Here is a 17664-nt window from a genome sequence, read left to right as displayed (position 1 = left end):
GCGTTGGGAGAATAATTTAAAGTCTTCACGCGGAGGGCCTTGGTGACGTGATACCTAGATACTCCACTAATGTGACGCAGAGGAGGTTTTTATACGCTCCTATAGTAACGTGGTGGCTATCTACGAAACTCCCAGGGTTCTGCTTGTGGGGAGCTGGGGATCCGAGGCGCTTGTGTCCGCCTTCACCGACGCCTTGTATAGGGGGGTGGAGTGGGGGGAGGCTGTGGGGGCCCAGACGGGGGAGCTGGTGGCCAAGCGCATATCTGCCTTCTACAGACAGGGCCACTGGTCTGTCTTCGAGTTTATGGGGGCGCAGTTCCTCGTGGAGTGCTCAAGGGCGTGCCACACCCAGTTCATCCGCCACAGGCTGGCCTCCTACTGGAGCGAGTCCCAGCGCTACGTGGACTACGCCAAGAGGGAGATTAGGTTTGTGGTGCCGAGGGGCTTCCCCGCCGACATTTTGAAGAGGGCCTACGAGGACTACGTAAGGCTGAGGGAGTCCTTCAAGCCGGAGTACGCCAGGATGGCGCTTCCAAACGCCGCGGCTACGGCCTTCGCGGTGCAGATGAACGCCCGGGAGCTCCTCCTCAACTTCGTCCCGCTGAGGTGCGCCTACGCCGCCCAGGCGGAGATTAGACACGTCTGCTGGCAGATGTTCGCAACGGCGTGGAGGCTCTGGCCCACCCTGGCGAGGCACGTGTGGGAGGATCTGCCCAGCCTCCACAGAGACTTCTGCACCAAGGTGCCCAGAGGCGAGGACTGCCGCCTATACGCCATCAAAGACGCCGAGGAGAGACACGGCCCACTGCCAGAGAAGCCCTGGCTCGCCGCGGCTGTGCATGGCCCCTAGGAGGGTGTTGATAAGGGGTCTCGAGGCGGGGTCGGCGTACCTCGCCTACCTCCTAAGAGAGAGCGGGGTGGAGGTGGATGTGCTGACTGCGAACCCCTCAGACCCTCTGCTAGACGTGCCGCCGTTTGAGCCGCTCTTCACTCTCGACTTTCTGAGAGACGTCTTGGCGGTTAGGTTTGTGGAGCAGGTCTCGGGCAACTACGACGCCGTCGTGGACTCCTGCGACGTTTTTAAATTTGAGGAGGTGAAGGGGGCCCTCTCGGGGGACAAGCCGGTCTACGTCGTGGGGGACAGCTGGCTCTCCGCCTCGCTTTCCCTCTACAGATCTCTCCCAGTGCCCGACGTAGATATCGACCTGCCCGTGGAGAAAACCGGCGAGTTTTTAGAGGTGCAGGTGAGGTACAGGCCCTACGTGGGTGGCAGCTACTCCCTCTGCGGGGGCTTCCGCGACGCTTGGGGCGGATGTCTCTACACGCCCATGCGGACCTTGGAGAGGGTGTTCGCCGCCGCCGACGTCTACGCCTCCATGATGGGGCTCGAGGCCCCTGGTAGGAGGCTGAGGCTGGAGTACGCCGTGGGGAGGGATAGGTTCTACGCCGCTGTGGGCTGCAGACCCGAGGGCAAGGTCTCGAAGATAAATATAGGCGATGCCCAGGTGTGGATATACGGCGAGGGGGGCGCGCCGCGGTACGTCTTCTTCCAAGGCAAGCCGGAGCACGCGCCCTGGTTCTTCTCCATGTATAACCTGGCCAGGGCTGTCAACTCGGCGTATTTATACGACTTCACGCAACGCGGCAGAGGGGGGCTCAACCTCGCCTACGTGGGCCACCTCTTCCGGGAGCTGAGGGGCTAGCCATACGGCGTAGAGACGGATCCCCGAGTGGCGTACAGCTCCCCGCTTCAAGATGGAGACTTAAGAGATGTCCCCAGACACCGTCGGGCTGTCTCACGGCGCCGCGTGTGCGGCCCTCCCAGCCCGTCGCGGTGGTGTAAAATGTGTCTATGTTTAAAAACTTACTGCCCCGTCTTGAGCTTGGGGAGCAACGTCTTCTTTAGATACTCGATCGTCTTCTTCTGCCTCTCCCTCAGCCTCCTCGCGACCCTCCTCCTGGGCGCCTCTCTGCCGCATATGCCGGAGTAGAGCGGGTCGCTTCTCACGGTGGGGGCGTTGCAGTCGACTAATATAACTTCAAAGTATCTGTACATGCCGTCGTCTGCTACCCAATAGCTGTTGAGGACTTCTAGGTTGGGGAACTTCCTGGCGGCTCTCTCCTCCGCCACCTGCCGCCAGGATTTCCACGCCGCTATGCCGTAGACGCCCATCCTCTTGGGCCTCCTCCCCGAGTCAGGCCTCCTCCTGTTGAAGGGCCCCCTTATTAACCTCACCCTCACGACCACGACGCCTTGCTTCGCCTTGTAGCCCAGCTTCCTGGCGCGCTCCAGCCGGAAGGGCCTCTCCACCCTCACGATCGAGGGCGCCCTCCTCCACTCTATCAACACTTTTCTCATCAACCGCTCGTGCACCTCCCTCCCCAGCTTCCTGTACCACATCGCCATATAGCTATACGCCGACCGAGCCACGGCCCAGTGCTAAGCCGTCTTTATAAGCTTTTCCCGCCCCGACACAGCTATAAACCCCCAGCCGCCCAGCTCCGTGCGGTGTAGATACGTCGAGATCAGCGTCATAATACACGCCACGGAGTCGCTGGAAAGGGTCCTCGAGGCGCTCCGCAACTTCTTTGGCCCCCTCCCCATAGTGGTTGAGGTCTACGAGGGGCACCACGGCAACCCCATATACCTCGCCACGTCGTACGTAGAGGACTGCGACGGCCTCCTCGACAAGCTCTGCGCCGCCTTCAGCAGAGAGGTGCCGGCCTCCCGGGGGGAGGGTGAGGGGCTGTACTACCTAAGGCTAGACAAGCAGGCTCTGGCGAGGGGCCAGGTCAGGGCTGTGGACCACGACGACGTTGTTAGGCTTAAGATTAGGACAAAAGGCGATCTCTGCACCGGGTGAGGCTTGTTTTTAAATAGGCCTCATGTGTGTCCTGTGTCTGGCGTCGTGGTGAGGAGGGGGTTTGTGGAGTGGGACTTGGCGTCGCCGGGGCCGGCTGTGGAGAGGGCGCTGTGGGAGGTGGGGGTCAGGGCCGTCTTGCTGAGGGAGGAGGCCGAGACGAGTCTGCTGGCCCCCTTTGTCCGGGGGGTGGATGTAAAGTGGGCGGAGGCCAGGGGGAGAGATAAGTTCAACGTCTATGTCTACAAGCCGGACGTTCAGCTCATCAGAGTAAGCCCACACGCCCCGCTCACCCGCGATCAGGTCAGGGCCGCGGTGAGGTATGGGAAGTATGTGGAGCTCCAGCTAAGGCCCCTCCTCTCCAACCTGGCACTCCTCGCCGAGTGGCTCAAAGTCCTCGAGCCTGAGGCTGTTGTCTTCTCCACCCCCGTGGAGGGCCTCCGGGATGTCAAGTCTCCGCTGGACGTGGCGGCTCTTCTTGTGGAGATCAGCGGCGGCGACGACTGGATCTACCCTTTTAAAAACTCCCTCGCGGTGCTGACGGAGCTCGTAGCTGGCAGAGATGACTAAGTGGCGCTACCTCGTCATTAGGAGTCTGGACCCCGCCTCTTGCTACGTGGAGTTGCTCGAACTGTACCCGCTGGTGGGCTTCGCCTCGTTGATACACCCGCCTAGGCTAGTCGCCATGTACGACGACGTGTTGGTAATAGGCGTCCCCAGAGACGTGGCGAGGAGGGTCAGAGCCGCCGTCGCCCTGCTGGACGGTTGCTACACGGTTAAGGTGGTGGGCACCTCTAGGCGGGCGAGGGCCGTGGCGGCGTCTATAAGAAATTTAACCAGGGCCGTTGATCTAGACGTGATGACGAGTACCAAAGCCGATGTGTGACGTGCTCGCGACGGACTGATCCACCATCCCCTGGGCATGGGCACCTTGACAAACGCGCCGTCAGCCGCCTCCAGCGGCCAGCCCGCCCTCAACCTCGAAGGATCCAGCCCTACGCGGAGTGAAAAGCCGAAGAGGTAGAGCACAGAGGCGACTCCATAGCCGCCTCTTAGATACACACCGCCGCCGAAGACTATATTCCTGCCGTCGACCGGAGGCGCGGCCACCGCCTCGCCTGTTTTCAAGTCCAAAGCCCATACCGGCCGTAGGCATTAACCAAGTGCTTTCTTGGATGTGGATTGGGGGCCTATTTTCTAGTCTTTTCTATTAGGTAGTCTATGATGTGTTCCGCTGGGTTTATGCCTGTGGCTTGTTTAAAGCCTTGCCAGCTCATTGTGGGGTTTACCTCTAGTATGTAGTAGCCCTCTTTTGTCTCTGCTATGTCCACGCCTCCGTAGTCTAGTCCAAGCACCTCCACAGCTCTTACGGCGAGTTCTTCAAGCTCCGGCGTGGTTTTGGCGGGCTCGGGCCTCGCGCCCTGGGCCACGTTGCTCTTCCACCCCTCTGCCCTCCTGAACTCTGCGCCGACTACGCGCCCCCCGACCACGACCACTCTGTAGTCGCCGCCGCCTTTTTCAAGAAATTTCTGGACGTATATCGGCTTGTTTATATTTACAAGCATGGAGAATATGTGGAAGGCCACGTCTGGGTTGTCCACTAGAAACACGCCGTAGCCCATGGCGCCGCGTAGTTGCTTGACGACCGCCCTCCCGAACTCCCCCACCGCCCTGTAGCCTATGAACATGTTCTCAGTCACGACGGTGGGGGGCACCGGGAGGTTGGCCTTGGCCAGCTTCATCAAGGCGGCCATCTTATCGCCCGCCGCCACCCACGGCAACACCGGGTTCATTACGTAGACGCCGGCCTCCTCAAGCGCCTTCACAGCCCACACTCTGTAGAGGAACTGTTCAAAATCGCGGAAAATCCCCAGATGTCTAAGAACGGCGCCGGGCGCCTCGACGGCGACGGGCTGCCCCCTCCCCACGGCCTGCCGTATTCTCAAGACGCCTCTCTCAATCCCCACCTCCAGCATATCTACGTAGATCTTCACGGGGGTGTGGCCCCGCCTTCTAACAGCCTCCTCCAGATCGGCGACGTCCCCGGGGTTAAACTCCACCTCAAAAGGCCTAACTATACCTATCTGCATTACGGCACGTAGACCCCCCAGAGATCTCTACAGAGCCCCGGGAGGAGGGCCCTGGCCACAGGCTCGGGCTCGGCAACTTTTAACTGCCTCAAGGCGTTGACCACGGCGGCCACGGGCTGGTCTGTCAAAACCAGCGGCGGGTTGTAAAACATACAGCCGGTGGGGTGTTCGTACAGGGCTATTGGCTCCGGCGCCACCTCTCTGCAAGCGCCCCCTTCGCATATGTACACTCCGTAGGGCCTCTGGACTATATACCCTCCGCCCCCCAGGGGGGCAAGGGGGGCCACTGGACATATACAGCCCCCCCTCTGCGCCTGGTAGAGCCTCAACAGCTCCCTCTCCACCTTCTCATAGCCGTGCACTCTGCCGTATCTAGCCAGGAAGGTGGCCACGGGCCTCTTCACGTGGCCGGAGATCTCCAGGGCCAGCTTCTTCTTTGCCTCCAGCGGATCGGCGCCGAAGGCGACGGCTAGGCCTATCAAGTCGTAGGGAGAGGCCGCCAGCGCCTCGCCGATCTCCAGCGCCGCCTTCAAAACCTCCCCCTTATCCACCTGGGGGTTGCAGAGTGAGAATTTCTCAAATGTGCAGAGAGACACGCAGTGGCTAAACTCTAGGTATTTAAGTTGTGTCAGCCCACTTTAGACAGTCTTCCGAACTCCAGCTCGATGACTCTGCCGAGCACCACCGCGTACTCAAACGGCAGGTCTTTTAGGATGTCTCCGACGAAGCCCAGTACTATGGCGGCCTTGGCGTCGTCCTCTGTGAACCCCCTGGCTCTTAGATACGCAAGCTTCTCCTCTGATATCGTCGAGGCGGTGGCTTCGTGGGTAACCACGGCGGTCTCCTCGAATACTTGGTCGTGGGGCACCGTCAGCGTCGCCGACTCTTTGTCTAGGACTAGGGAGTCGCACTGCACGTGGGACTTGGCGTATTTGGCGCCTCTCTGGACGTGCACCACGCCTCTGTACACCGCCACGCCGCCCTCGGCAGATATGCTTTTGTTCACCACCCTGCTACTAGTCCGCGGAGCTAGGTGCCACACCTTGGCCCCGTTTTCCTTCCAGTGGGGCCCCTTGGCCGCGGTTATGCCTACGATCTCGGTTGAGGCCCCCTCCCCCTTGAGCACTGTGGAGGGGAAGGTGTACGTGGTTTTGCTACCGATGGAGCCCTCTACCCAATGCACCTTGGCCCCCGCCTCTGCGATTGCCCTCTTGTTGTTGAAATTCACCACGTTACGCGACCAGTTCTGCACCGTGGTTATCTTCAGCGTGGCGCCTTCGTGGGCGTAGCCCTCCACCATCCCGTTGTGGAAGGAGTACTTCAACAGACGGGGCGCGGAGCACCCCTCTATCCAGTGGACGTAGGCCCCCCTGTCAGCCACCACTATTGAGTGCTCCATCTGGCTCTCCATCGACTGGCCTATGAAGAAGAAGGTCTCGAGGGGTTGCTCAATCCTCACGCCGGGGGGCACATATATGAAGACTCCGCCGGACCACAACGCGCCGTGGAGCGCGGCGAACTTATGTTCAGGCGGAAACACCTTCATGAAGTACCTCTGTACGAGGTCTGGGTACCGCCTCACGGCCTCCTCCATGGGGAGCATAACGACGCCCCTCTCCTGCAACTTCTTCTTCAAGTTGAAGTAGATGATCTCGCTGTCGAACTGCGCCCCCAGCCCCAGGAGTGCCTTAGCCTCTATCTCAGGCAGACCCAGCTTCTCGTAGTACTGCCTAATCTCCTTCGGCACCTGATCCCAGCTCGACACGGTCTCCACCTGAGGCTTTGCGTAATGCACAAGAGCCTCCAGATCTATCTCCTCCACAGCCCTCACCCACCTCGGCGTTGGGAGCTTTTCAAAAAGCTCAAGCATCCTCAGCCTAAGCCTCCTCATCCAGTCCGGCTCCCCCTTGAGGCGGCTCACCTCCTCCACCATATCCCTAGTAATGCGGCCCTTCAGCTCCACCTGGTACGCAAACTTCTTCTCAAGGCCGAGCGCCTCCTCCACAGACTCCACATGGCTAATCGTGGCGCGGAGAGACTCCATCTCTTGCATGGATACATCCGCGATTGCTAGCTATAAGTCTTTCTAGTAGCTTGTCTGGTGCGGCACAACCCCAGCGCTCTGCATACCAGCTCTGGGCGCATGAGGGCGTCTAAGGCGTCGTCTATGAACTGTAACTTGGTCCTCCTCTTCATCTTATACTGTCGATTAGCTTCACCCACCTTTAGAATAAATTTGTCGGCCGCTTTTCACTCCTTCCGGCAGATGCTCAAGCCCCATTAGAAACGGCAGAGCCTCCCTAGCTAGGCGCCCAGCCTCAACGCCGTGCAGTCTTATATGGACGGTATCTTTGGCTTTTGCCATCTATGGCCGGTAACCCAGCCCCCTCAGCAGTGCGTAGTAGAGAGCCGCCTTCCCCTCGGCGGCCATCTTATCCCTCCTCCCGCCGCCGACGTACAGCAAAACCTCCCTCGCTTCACAGTCCCGTCTCCCAGAACGGCGTCTTCACTGCATATCTCCTCGCATCTTCGCTACCGCCAGCATTCCGAAAACGTTCGCCAGTGTGTGGAAAGGAGTCTTTGTCAAACTCCGTTATATTTGGCGCCCTTTTAGGTCACTAGCCCAGCCACTCCACGAGCTTCGCCCTATATGCCTTGCGATTAGCGCCGCAACCCTATAGGTTCTTAATAACCAAACCGGCGACGACCTTCTTTCCCTCCTCATACATATTCAAAGCGGCGCGTATTCACTCATGAACTTTCTAAAGACGCTCTTTACAAACAAAATTCTACGGCATCACGAAGAAAGCGGATAGCGGCAGGTCATGCTTAGCTGAGAGATATTATGCAAATCCAGATCTCCAGAAACTAGCCAGTCCCACCACACTGAAATAAAACTGGGTATTTTGGATTGGGCGGTTCTAGTTATATGTAATGGCAGTTTGTGCAAATGTCAACACCCCTAGAACTAATAGCGCATTCCCATGTCGGTTAATATGGAGTACATTGGCGGCAGTAACGTATCTGCTTGAGAGAATAGACTATCAACAGCGATAAGAAAACGATTCGTATTGAGTTAAATTTATATAAATAAAGTTTCAAAACTATTTATGAAAAATAGATTATTGAAGGGACTGTATCTCAAAAGAGAAATCAAGGTGAGTGGCGCGGTGCTAGCGACTGCTATACTGTTGCTGTTAATAGCGACTGCCTCACATACATGTGCGGCTGGCGCATGCGATACAGAAGACTTCTATCCCTCGTCATACTACCATTCCAAATGGTCTTACACAGATTCAAGTGGACAAAAAAGAGACTATATATTTACCGATAATCTCTGGACAAAAAAATCTCAATACTTTACAAGTGATAATTACTTCTCCTTTGACTTCTACAGAACCGTGAGCTGTACCGATGGTACCGATAAAGACGTTTATGATTTCTGGAATTACCTCACTAACCTCCCCTCACCTGTTAGAATAGATGTAGAGGAGTGGAGGTGGTGGGATCCGACATGTTACGCTGTGCCTAGGATGTGTAATGAAGAAGTGGAAATAGGTACAAAAAGCCCGCAGAATATACAAACTAATACATAGTATTATGTAGATGCATACTTCATAGTTAAAAAAGAGGAAAACTACGCTATGCGTATCGAGCCTGAGGTGGAGCCCGCATCTACTATTACGCCACCTCCGTGGGAGGAGTGGTGTGAACTAGCTTGCTACAATACAAAAGCTGGATCTAGCGGGTGGTAGTATGAGGTCAAGGTATCTAGGCATACTCATGGCGCTTGCTATAGCTACCGTGGCTATCTACGTGGGCGTGGGTGGGGCTGGCGTAAGAGAGGGGAAAGTGGTGGACGAGCTGGGTGAGGTGCATGAAGTCGTAATGGCTGGGCCTTACGTCGTTATTAAACACGGCCCCAGCGCCTACCAGATAGGCGGGGATTTTAACAAAACGGTAAAATACATAGAGGCGCGGAGAGCCTCCTGGGAGAGGTGGAAGAGGCTTTTAGATAAACATGGAAATGAAACATATAAAGCCTATGTAGTGCCGTGCAGAATATACCAAATAGAGGAGTTCCCCACGCTGGCTAAAAATCTCAGCCTTACAGACAAAATAGTCGAAATTGTGACTTACGTCTACTACAAAAACGGCACCTACACATCGCTAGGCTACAGCGTTAGGCCGGAGGGCTATAGCCTCGACGCGTGGCTGAAGTCGATAAGGGAGGTTGCACTAATCTCAACGGGTAGACACATCTTATTTCTAGAGTGGTGGCGTAGCAACAACGGCACCGGCACGCCCCCGCCCCCCAACATAACTAAGGCTGTTGAGGTGGGCGGCTCCGTGGCTGAGGTGTACGTCGGCGCCTTCGTAGTGGAGGCTCCTCTCAGGGAGCTGTACGCCCTTTCGAAGAAGCCGGAGATACTAATGGTAGACACCCCCCTAGATCTCATATGGAAGTATAGGGAAGAGGGTAAAACCGTAGTTGTGAAAAGAGTAACCTACGGCGAAAAATACCTAATAGAGAAGAAAAACCTCTGCCAAGGTAGAGACAAGTAGCTTTTTTAAAAAAGGCCTATCCGACTTTTTCGGTTCGCCCAGAGGGGTGTGTTTCCTGTCTAGCTACTTTATGTGATAATGGCTCTGTCTGCCTAGCCGCGACACAAGCCGCGGCTTAGAGAGATTTAGCTTATCAGCAACTCCACTCAGCCTCCTAAAAAGGGCTAAGAGCCCGAGCCTCAGAGCGGGGATGGAGGCCTCCAAATCTCTATCCCAGCAGACTCTCCACTGTGTAGATTAGTCTCGGACTCTTCAGCGAGTGAGCACCAGCCCCGCCGTTGTAACTTTGTGGTGGCAACTCTCCCACCCGAGCTGTACACTACATAGAGTGGATCGGCGTATGAGGCGGGGTGGCACTTCTTACGGCCCGACTTTGTAAATCTTTGCACTTTTTAACCTCAATTCGACTCTGCCATATGCACAAACTCGAGGTCAGGAACCTCAGAGTGGCGGTGGGCGGCAGGGAGATCCTCAAGGGAGTGTCGCTGTCAGTCGCCACGGGCGAGGTGGTGGTGTTGATGGGGCCCAACGGCAGCGGCAAATCGACGCTATTCCAGACAATTGCGGGCAACCCGAGATACGAGGTCCTAGACGGCGACATTCTACTAGACGGCGAATCTATAAAAGAGCTACCCCCAGAGGAGCGGTTCGCCCGAGGCATATTCGTGGGGTTCCAGTCCCCCGTGGCCGTGCCCGAGGTTAGATTCGCCTTCCTTCTACAAGCCATGATTAACATAAGGGCTGGCAAAAAGCTCACGGACCCCAACCCCCAGGTGCTGGCGCAGGCCCAGAGGCTGGCGGCGGAGCTGGGGCTTAAGCCGGAGGTTTTCAACAGAGGGGTGGGGGCGGGCTTCAGCGGGGGGGAGTTCAAAAGGGCTGAGGTGTTGCAGGCCCTCCTCCTCTCTCCCAAGTTCACGGTTCTCGACGAGCCGGACAGCGGCCTTGATATAGACGGCATAGCGGCCGTGGGCAGGGCTGTGACTAGGCTGGCCGCCTCGGGGAGCGGCATCCTGCTCTCCACACACTACGCCAGGGTGTTGAAATTCATAAAGCCGACGAGGGTATACGTAATGGCCGAGGGCCGCGTGGTCTTGGAGGGGGATGAGAACGTGATTAGAAAGATAGAGGAGGTGGGTTACCAGAGCTACTTCAACGAAATTAGGCAGGAGCTCGGATCAGCTGGCTCCTAAGTCGCCACATTTCGGAAACCCAGCCCTCATCACCACGCCCCCCGGCCTTCTGGGTTTTAAGTGTGAGTCTTTATATATAGATAAATTTAGCTTATTTATGCCTAAATGGCACTGGCCCATCAACCCTGAGGAGGTGCCTCGTATAGTAGTGGAGCCCCCCGGCCCCAGGGCGCTGGAGGTCGTCAGACGAGACGAGGAGCTGATAATGCAGTCGTTCACGAGGTGGTACCCCCTCGTCATCGCGAGGGGCTACGGCCCCGTGGTGGAGGACGTGGACGGCAACCTGTACATAGACCTCAACGCCGGCATCGCCGTCGCCAACGTGGGGCACTCCCACCCAAAGGTCGTGGAGGCCGTCAAGAGGCAGGCTGAGCTCTTCCTCCACTACTCCCTCACAGACTTCTACTACGAGGTGGCGGTTAAGCTGGCAGAGAAGCTCGCCTCAATAGCCCCCATATCGGGTAGTAAGAGGGTGTTTTTCACAAACAGCGGCACAGAGTCTGTGGAGGGGGTTTTGAAAATCGCCAGGGGGTACTTCAAGGGGCAGAGGCCGTATGTAATCGCCTTTATGGGGGCCTTCCACGGGAGGACCTACGGCTCTATGAGCCTCTCAGCCTCTAAGCCGGTGCACCGGCGGCACTTCTCGCCGCTGGTCCCCGGAGTGATACACGTGCCCTATCCACACCCGGTGCACTGCCCCTTCAAAGCCTCTACTCCGGAGGAGTGCGGCGAATACGCCCTGGCGTTTCTAGAAGACTGGGTGTTTAAGAGGCTGGTGGACCCCTCTGAGGTTTCACTGGTGATTATCGAGCCGGTGCAGGGCGAGGGGGGCTACGTGGTGCCCCCCAGAAACTTCATAAGGGGGCTTAGGAAACTCACCCATGAACACGGCATCCTCTTCGCCGTCGACGAGGTGCAGACGGGATTCGGCAGGACGGGGAGGTGGTTCGCCGTGGAGCACTTCGGCGTGGAGCCGGACCTAGTGGCGACGGCTAAGGCAATAGCTGCGGGGCTCCCCCTCGGAGCCATAATCGGGAGGGCTGAGGTTATGTCTCTCCCCCGGGGGTCCCACGCCAACACCTTCGGCGGAAACCCCGTGGCGGCCGCCGCGGCCCTCGCCTCGATAGAGGTTATCGAGGAGGAGGGGCTTATGCAACACGCCGAGGCGCTGGGGGAGGAGTTGAAAAAATTCTTTTTAGAGGAGGTGGGGGGTAGACACGACGTGAGAGGCCTAGGCTTGATGATAGGCGTCGAGCTCCTAGACGAGGGGGGGAGGCCCGCTAAGTACCTCGACGAGGTTCTTCTAAAGGCGTTTAAACGGGGCGTGGCTGTCATCGGGGCTGGCTTCTCCACTGTGAGGGTGGCGCCGCCGCTAGTTATCCCCCGCGAGATGGCGCTTAGGGCGGCGTATATTATAGCTGAAATTCTACGCGGCTATAGATAAGCCTTTTACAAATTTCTTTTTGACTTCTTCGTCGTAGTACCACTCAACAATCTCGTCGTCTGCTATCTCCATGGCATATTCAAAAGCGTCCTCCCAGTCAAACGACTCGTAGACAAGCTCCCACCCCTCGTCCAACAACCTGAGATCCCTGTCCTTCCCCGTCACGAGAATCCTACCCCTCTCCCGGTTAACCATCACTCTAAACACGTACGTATACGTATACGTATTTAAAAATCGCTTGAGAATTTTAACATATTACCTGAACTCCATGAAACAACCTAATTATATCTATGTAAAATTTATTAAGAAATCAATTAAACTAGATATCAAAATTATACAGAAAATTACGCCTCAATAATTATGAATAAGACTACTCCTAGAATCCTCTGCTTTACAAGTTCAACAGCTTACTTGGAATTTAGTGTATTTTTATTTGTTGATACTGTCAACTCTCTCGGATTGACCTTTACAAATACCAAGTCATATCTTTTTAAATATTCAAGCGCTGTGGAGGAGATGTCGCTGGCCACTAAAACCCCCCTCACCTCGTGGCCCTTCCTCCTGTAGAGCTCTACATACCTCGCCAATTGGAAAACCGCGTCATGCGTAGCTACGTCTCTCTTCACCTCGATAATTACATACCTGCCGCCTCTGTCCCGGGCTAGGATATCTATGTGGCCGACGTCCGTCGGCACCTCGACCCCCACCACCTCCAGCCCCTCCTCAATTATTGAGGGGTTCCTCACCAGGGCCTCCACCACGTCGCTTTCAGTTCCGACGAGGGCGAGCTCCGACGTCCCCACGTCGAACGCCGACGCGAAATCCACCTGGCGAAACACCACCCGCACAGTCTCAAAAGGCCTAGACCTGACGCTCTTCACCACGAGCACGCCCCCCTCCACGTAAGCCGCCGTGAAGCTACCAGGCGGGTTCCAAATCTTCGGCTGGGCCTTCTCAGCCTCGTGCAACAACAAAGTCCCGTCTCTCTTTAAAATTAGGAGGCGGCGCCCAGGCCCCAGCGCCGCCGCGGCCCTCCCCGTGTACGACACCTCGCAGATCCCCACCACAACCACGACACCCCGCCTCTTCCCAGAGTTTATGAGGCGGGCGGCCTCCTCCGGCTTAGGAGCACCTGCCACGTTAGCAACCACAGCCGGTTTAAAGAGCAATAAATTAATATACCACGTAGAAGATCCGCGCCATGTCTAAGGTAGAGGTAAAGGAAGTTCAGGAGGTTAGGGGCTTCAGCGTCGTGAAGAAGGTGCCTAACAGAGCCGCGCTGACCGGCGACTTGAAGCCCAACACCATCCTGGTATTCCACGGCAAGGAGGGGCACGAGATGGTTGTGGAAATCTTCACCCCAAACCCCAACGGCGACAAGACCCTGCCGGCGGCTAAGATGGCCTCTACGAAATTCAGCGGAAACGCTGAGAAGGTAGACAACGCATATGCCACCCTGCTGTTCTGGGCCCTCAAGGAGGGCAAAACCCTCGGCACCCCCACACGGGAGATCTACACAAAGGTAGATGCCAGCCAGAGCCCACCAGAGGTGGAGGTTGAGGTACAAGCACCGCTACAGTAACACGCGCCCAACGGCATTCGCCGCGCCGCACAACCGGCTCCGTGCTTTATATCTGTCCTAGCCACCCCCCAGACGTCTTATCAACCTCGACGCCTCGGCTCTCGTGAGGCACACGTCGGCGTCTACGCCAAGCCGCCTAAGCGCGGCCAGCTGCCTCCCGGTGGCGAGCCACCGGCTGTACCTCTCCCGGAGCTCCGGCCTCGCCTTCAAGTAGTCGCAGTAAGCCCTCTTCGAGTAGTAGTCGGCGCGGCTGTTCTCCCCCCGGGGCACCCAGGAAATGGAAAACCCCTTGAAGCGGCCCGCCAGCTCCAGCGCCCTCTCGTACAGCGGCTTTAGGTGGGGAGCCCTAACCGCGTACTCACCTAAGACCTGCCTCACCACCAGCTGGCTGTCGCCGTAGACAGCCACGCACTCCACGCCGTTTGACAGAGCCCATTCAAGCGCCCTCACCAACGCGGAGTACTCCGCGTAGTTGTTAGTACACCACCGCTCCCCGACGCACACCACACCCCCCTCTCCATACACCTCCCTTTCGCCGTCAAACACGGCGAAGCCATATGCCCCGACGCCCCCCGGGTTGACGGGCTCGCACGCCCCGTCGAAAAATATTTTGAGGCAATTCACGTCGTAAAGAAACAAAATACATATAAATTATTCATTATACAGCTAATATGAACAGACATTTTTTAATGCTACAAGCAGTTCTGTTTGCCGCGGTTGCCGCGGCTCAAAACGTCGTGTTTGTGTGGCATCTACACCAGCCCCCCTATTACATACCAGAAAGCTCCGTCCCTACAGACACCGGCAAGGGAGTGGCAGAGGCTCCCTGGGTAAGGCTGTGGACTGCGAAGGCGTACTACCCTATGTTGTTGCTGGTGGAGGAGACCGGGGTAAAAGTAACTTTTGACGTGACGCCTACCCTGCTCGAGCAGATTGAGATGTACGCCTCAGGTAGGCTGATTGATAGGTATCTACAACTCTCTCTCAAAAGCGCCGAGGAGTTAACAGAAGAAGAAAAGGCGTTTATAGCCAACAGATTTTTCGACATAAGCTGGGAGGTTCAGATCCCGAAGTTTCCGCGGTATCAATGTCTACTCCAGAAGAGAAACAGCGGTCTGCAGTTCGACACGGCGGACTACCGCGACTTACAGGTATTATTCAACCTGGCGTGGATTAACGAGAAGCTACTCGTCGAAGACCCGGAGCTGAGGCCTATATACGAAAAGGCTAGAAACAGCAACTGCGGCACCCACTTCACAGACCTAGAGAAGGCGGTGGTCTTGACAAAGCACCTAAAGTACCCCAAGCTGTTTCTAGACAAGCTAGCGAAGCTGTATAGAGGCGGGTGGATAGATGTAGTCATGACGCCGTACTACTACCCCATAGCTCCACTTGTTGAAAACACCAGCAACGCCCTACTCACAGACCCCGGCATAATAACCCTGCCACGGCCCTTCGCGCATCCTGAAGACGTCGCCGCGCAGATCCAGCTCTCTAGACACAAATTCAAAACGTTCTTCAAGTCGGAGCTCCTGGGCGTGTGGCCCCCCGAGCTGGCAGTCGACGACCTCTTTTTAGAAATACTGTCTCAAAACTCTATTAGGTACACCATAGCCGATCAGGCGGCTCTGCAACGCTACCTGGGTAGGGAGGCGGAGCCTAGGGAGCTCCACACGCCGTGGGTTAGACACGGGGTCTTAATCTTCTTCAGAGATAGAGAGCTGTCGGACTGGATAGGCTTCAGAGGCTCGGAGCTGTCACGGCAATTCGGCGAGGACTACGCCGCGGGGCAGTTCCTACAGATCTTAAGCAGTAGAACCGGCGATGGCTACGTCGTAGTAGCCCTCGACGGCGAAAACCCGTGGGAGTGGTACCCCCACGACGGCTACATCTTCCTCACCAAGATATACAACGCGGTTAAGGACCGCGCCACGACTCTAAGGGAGGTAGCCGGGAGAGCCACGCCGCTACCCATGAACTCGCCGTTGCCCCCCTCCAGCTGGGCCGGGGGGAGCCTCTCCGTGTGGATAGGGGAGTGGGAGGAGAACCTGGCATGGAGGATACTAAAAGAGGCGAGGCAAGCCGCCCAGAACAAGGCCTGGGCGCAGTTGCTATACCCGGCTGAGGCAGGCGACTGGTTCTGGTGGTACGGACGGGATAGGGAATCGCCAGTGGAGAACGTCTTCGACTACCTATTCCGCTATGCTATTAAGAAGTTTTACAACAAGACAGGTCTGCCCTACAGCTACACGTGGCCTCTCGACGAGCCTATTCACTACAGAAGCCAGGTCACAGTTGACTGGGCTGGAGCTCCCTTCAACAGACTGATATTCAGCGAGGTGGAAAACGTGACGGTCACCGTCGAGGTGTATTCACAAACCGCCGGCACCGCCAGCCCCGGCAGAGCCGGGGGCATTAGGGCGGTGGCGCACTGGGGCCCGGTGGATGTGTGGGGCGGGGCGTGGAGGGACTTGTTCTTCGCCCCCATGGCGTACGCCGGGGACGTGGGGAACAACGACGTATATGCGCTACAGCTGAGACTCCCACCTGGTAAGTACGAGTTCACCTTCATAGCCCAGGGCTCCAACGAGGTCTACGCAACGGCGCTTGGGAAGAACTATAGAGTGGAGGTGGTGCCCAGAACCGGCGGCTACGTCTGCGGCGTCGAGCTGAGCCGCGTGGAGGTATACGACTCTGGGGGCAACCTAATCGCTATCTATACCGGAAACGCCACGGCGTACGTCGGCAACGTAATTAAGGCCTACTACAGGATATGCAGAAGCGGCGACGTCTACGTAGCTGCGTCCATGGCCCTCCTGAGGGATGTAGGGGCGCCGTGGGACGAGATGTACATATACGCGGAGCCCGCCGGCGGCGACCTCTACGTGGCCGAGTTTAGGCTCAACTACAGCGGCGTGTTTGTACTAAGGGTCAAGGCCATGGGTAGCAACGTGTCCTACTCGCCGCCGACCTACATCAAGGCGCTCGGCGGCCCAGGCCCGAGATTCGTAGACGGAGACCCCAGCGACTGGATCGGCCAACCGCCTCAGCAGACCCCCGGGGCAACCGCCAGTATGTATGAGCTAATAGTCGCAGACCCCGAGGGCGATCAGTACAGGTACTACCGCCCAGATTGGAACTGGCCCCCCACAGACGACTTAGATGCAGTGGAGCTCAGACTCTACATAGATGGAAACAACCTCTACGGGCTGGTAAAGCTGAGGCAACACGGCAACATCTACGCGCCGTACGTCATGGTGGCGATCGGACTCCCAGGCGGCGGGTTCAGCGAGTGGCTACCCGACTGGAGCGATACGAAGCTCGCCTTTAAGTGGGACTACGTAATAGGCATAAACTATGGAAAAGGCGCTCCACTCTTCCTATTCAACCACTCCTGGGATCCAAAACCAGTGGGGCAAATAGCCAGATCTGGAAACGTCATAGAATTCGCCATACCGCTAGACCAGCTACCACTACTAAAAGACGCAAAAGAAATCTACATAACGGCGGCGGTGTTTGCAAACAGCTACGGAGGCATATGGGACCCCGGCAAAAACAACGCATACGACCCAGCAAGAGGCATATACATAAACGAAGACATCTACGCATCCAACATATACGACGTATTCGGACAGGCGCCGACATGGGAAGAAGTCCACGGAGGCTGGAACGGCGGCGACTACACCATCAACTTCTACATCACAGCACATCTACAAAACGGCAGAATAGTCGCGCTCTCCTAAATCCCCACCTTTTTAGAAAAATCAATGGGCCCGCCGGGATTTGAACCCGGGACCACCCGCGCGCCCAGGCAACCGCCGCGTGAGGCGGGCATCATACCGCTAGACTACGGGCCCCCGAGGATATAAGCCCCTAATTTTTAAGTTTTTCTCCGTAGCGACGGCGCCTGGCGCCGTTAAGGCGGCCAGAT

General features: G+C 56.9%; 19 protein-coding genes and 1 tRNA gene. 11 read left to right on the top strand and 9 right to left on the bottom strand.

The features are described 5' to 3' along the window. Positions 1–112: 112 nt before the first annotated feature. On the top strand, positions 113–850 hold the full coding sequence (locus P186_RS00605; protein WP_148682558.1) for an FAD-dependent thymidylate synthase: 738 nt from the start codon (positions 113–115) through the stop codon (positions 848–850). After that, a complete protein-coding gene (locus tag P186_RS00600) occupies positions 840–1703 on the top strand; it encodes a hypothetical protein (RefSeq protein ID WP_014287428.1) in 864 nt (287 codons plus the stop codon). The genes P186_RS00605 and P186_RS00600 overlap by 11 nt, the downstream gene beginning before the upstream one ends. A gap of 161 nt (positions 1704–1864) precedes the next feature. Here the strand turns inward: P186_RS00600 and P186_RS00595 are convergent, their stop codons facing one another. Further along, positions 1865–2431: a 50S ribosomal protein L15e gene (locus tag P186_RS00595; protein ID WP_148682557.1), complete on the bottom strand. Its 567-nt coding sequence runs from the start codon at positions 2429–2431 to the stop codon at positions 1865–1867. A 73-nt stretch (positions 2432–2504) separates the two neighbouring features. Between P186_RS00595 and P186_RS00590 the strand changes: the two genes are divergently transcribed. From P186_RS00590 to P186_RS00580, 3 genes are read left to right on the top strand one after another with little or no spacing between them, the layout of a single operon-like run. Continuing rightward, positions 2505–2864 (top strand): RNA-binding domain-containing protein, encoded by a 360-nt coding sequence (locus tag P186_RS00590; RefSeq protein ID WP_014287426.1) that lies wholly within the window; start codon positions 2505–2507, stop codon positions 2862–2864. Positions 2865–2897: 33 nt separating this feature from the next. Further along, complete coding sequence (locus P186_RS00585) at positions 2898–3431, top strand: hypothetical protein (protein ID WP_237179432.1); 534 nt, start codon at positions 2898–2900, stop codon at positions 3429–3431. Next, the gene (locus P186_RS00580; protein WP_014287424.1) at positions 3424–3747 is read left to right on the top strand and encodes a hypothetical protein; all 324 of its coding nucleotides are present in this window, start codon (positions 3424–3426) and stop codon (positions 3745–3747) included. The genes P186_RS00585 and P186_RS00580 overlap by 8 nt, the downstream gene beginning before the upstream one ends. A 304-nt stretch (positions 3748–4051) precedes the next feature. On the opposite strand, the gene P186_RS00575 is transcribed toward P186_RS00580, so the two are convergent. From P186_RS00575 to P186_RS14500, 4 genes are read right to left on the bottom strand one after another with little or no spacing between them, the layout of a single operon-like run. Beyond that, positions 4052–4951 (bottom strand): ATP-grasp domain-containing protein, encoded by a 900-nt coding sequence (locus tag P186_RS00575; protein ID WP_014287423.1) that lies wholly within the window; start codon positions 4949–4951, stop codon positions 4052–4054. Beyond that, positions 4951–5547: a hypothetical protein gene (locus P186_RS00570; protein WP_014287422.1), complete on the bottom strand. Its 597-nt coding sequence runs from the start codon at positions 5545–5547 to the stop codon at positions 4951–4953. The genes P186_RS00575 and P186_RS00570 overlap by 1 nt, the downstream gene beginning before the upstream one ends. 32 nt (positions 5548–5579) lie before the next feature. After that, positions 5580–7004 carry a Fe-S cluster assembly protein SufB gene (gene sufB, locus P186_RS00565; protein ID WP_148682556.1) on the bottom strand — a complete coding sequence of 475 codons (1425 nt, stop codon included), beginning with the start codon at positions 7002–7004 and terminating at the stop codon, positions 5580–5582. A 17-nt stretch (positions 7005–7021) separates the two neighbouring features. After that, positions 7022–7147 carry a hypothetical protein gene (locus tag P186_RS14500; protein ID WP_014287420.1) on the bottom strand — a complete coding sequence of 42 codons (126 nt, stop codon included), beginning with the start codon at positions 7145–7147 and terminating at the stop codon, positions 7022–7024. A 914-nt stretch (positions 7148–8061) separates the two neighbouring features. Here P186_RS14500 and P186_RS00560 point away from each other — a divergent pair. From P186_RS00560 to P186_RS00545, 4 genes are all read left to right on the top strand, one after another. After that, positions 8062–8547, top strand: coding sequence for a hypothetical protein (locus P186_RS00560; protein ID WP_014287418.1), 486 nt, complete (start codon positions 8062–8064; stop codon positions 8545–8547). A 160-nt stretch (positions 8548–8707) separates the two neighbouring features. Beyond that, positions 8708–9517 carry a hypothetical protein gene (locus P186_RS00555; RefSeq protein ID WP_014287417.1) on the top strand — a complete coding sequence of 270 codons (810 nt, stop codon included), beginning with the start codon at positions 8708–8710 and terminating at the stop codon, positions 9515–9517. Positions 9518–9933: 416 nt separating this feature from the next. Further along, positions 9934–10707, top strand: coding sequence for a Fe-S cluster assembly ATPase SufC (gene sufC, locus P186_RS00550; RefSeq protein ID WP_014287415.1), 774 nt, complete (start codon positions 9934–9936; stop codon positions 10705–10707). A gap of 97 nt (positions 10708–10804) precedes the next feature. Beyond that, positions 10805–12151, top strand: a complete 1347-nt coding sequence (locus P186_RS00545; protein ID WP_014287414.1) for an acetyl ornithine aminotransferase family protein — start codon at positions 10805–10807, stop codon at positions 12149–12151. Here P186_RS00545 and P186_RS00540 read toward each other — a convergent pair. Both P186_RS00540 and nucS read right to left on the bottom strand, forming a co-directional pair. Then, positions 12134–12358, bottom strand: a complete 225-nt coding sequence (locus tag P186_RS00540) for a hypothetical protein (RefSeq protein WP_014287413.1) — start codon at positions 12356–12358, stop codon at positions 12134–12136. The two genes, P186_RS00545 and P186_RS00540, sit on opposite strands and share 18 nt — an antisense overlap. A gap of 200 nt (positions 12359–12558) precedes the next feature. Next, positions 12559–13302: an endonuclease NucS gene (gene nucS, locus P186_RS00535; protein WP_237179431.1), complete on the bottom strand. Its 744-nt coding sequence runs from the start codon at positions 13300–13302 to the stop codon at positions 12559–12561. A 50-nt stretch (positions 13303–13352) separates the two neighbouring features. Here nucS and P186_RS00530 point away from each other — a divergent pair, with 50 nt between their 5' ends. Continuing rightward, the gene (locus tag P186_RS00530; protein WP_014287410.1) at positions 13353–13733 is read left to right on the top strand and encodes a GyrI-like domain-containing protein; all 381 of its coding nucleotides are present in this window, start codon (positions 13353–13355) and stop codon (positions 13731–13733) included. Positions 13734–13790: 57 nt separating this feature from the next. Here P186_RS00530 and rnhA read toward each other — a convergent pair whose 3' ends face one another. Further along, on the bottom strand, positions 13791–14357 hold the full coding sequence (gene rnhA, locus P186_RS00525; protein WP_148682555.1) for a ribonuclease HI: 567 nt from the start codon (positions 14355–14357) through the stop codon (positions 13791–13793). A 47-nt stretch (positions 14358–14404) separates the two neighbouring features. Between rnhA and P186_RS00520 the strand changes: the two genes are divergently transcribed. Further along, positions 14405–17476, top strand: a complete 3072-nt coding sequence (locus P186_RS00520) for a polysaccharide deacetylase family protein (protein ID WP_148682554.1) — start codon at positions 14405–14407, stop codon at positions 17474–17476. A gap of 25 nt (positions 17477–17501) precedes the next feature. On the opposite strand, the gene P186_RS00515 is transcribed toward P186_RS00520, so the two are convergent. Continuing rightward, positions 17502–17590, bottom strand: a tRNA-Val gene (locus P186_RS00515). Positions 17591–17664: the final 74 nt, after the last annotated feature.

Origin of the sequence: Pyrobaculum ferrireducens (genome assembly GCF_000234805.1) — an archaeon.
Classification (GTDB): Archaea; Thermoproteota; Thermoprotei; order Thermoproteales; family Thermoproteaceae; genus Pyrobaculum; species Pyrobaculum ferrireducens.
This window is presented reverse-complemented; position numbering and strand designations above follow the sequence as displayed.

Bases quoted from the DNA above. Each gene is read 5' to 3' on its own strand.
- P186_RS00600 (WP_014287428.1), top strand. From the start codon at position 840: ATGGCCCCTAGGAGGGTGTTGATAAGGGGTCTCGAGGCGGGGTCGGCG.
- P186_RS00580 (WP_014287424.1), top strand. From the start codon at position 3,424: ATGACTAAGTGGCGCTACCTCGTCATTAGGAGTCTGGACCCCGCCTCT.
- P186_RS00575 (WP_014287423.1), bottom strand. From the start codon at position 4,951: ATGCAGATAGGTATAGTTAGGCCTTTTGAGGTGGAGTTTAACCCCGGG.
- sufB (WP_148682556.1), bottom strand. From the start codon at position 7,004: ATGCAAGAGATGGAGTCTCTCCGCGCCACGATTAGCCATGTGGAGTCT.
- P186_RS14500 (WP_014287420.1), bottom strand. From the start codon at position 7,147: ATGAAGAGGAGGACCAAGTTACAGTTCATAGACGACGCCTTAGACGCC.
- P186_RS00560 (WP_014287418.1), top strand. From the start codon at position 8,062: ATGAAAAATAGATTATTGAAGGGACTGTATCTCAAAAGAGAAATCAAG.
- P186_RS00555 (WP_014287417.1), top strand. From the start codon at position 8,708: ATGAGGTCAAGGTATCTAGGCATACTCATGGCGCTTGCTATAGCTACC.
- sufC (WP_014287415.1), top strand. From the start codon at position 9,934: ATGCACAAACTCGAGGTCAGGAACCTCAGAGTGGCGGTGGGCGGCAGG.
- P186_RS00545 (WP_014287414.1), top strand. From the start codon at position 10,805: ATGCCTAAATGGCACTGGCCCATCAACCCTGAGGAGGTGCCTCGTATA.
- P186_RS00530 (WP_014287410.1), top strand. From the start codon at position 13,353: ATGTCTAAGGTAGAGGTAAAGGAAGTTCAGGAGGTTAGGGGCTTCAGC.
- P186_RS00520 (WP_148682554.1), top strand. From the start codon at position 14,405: ATGAACAGACATTTTTTAATGCTACAAGCAGTTCTGTTTGCCGCGGTT.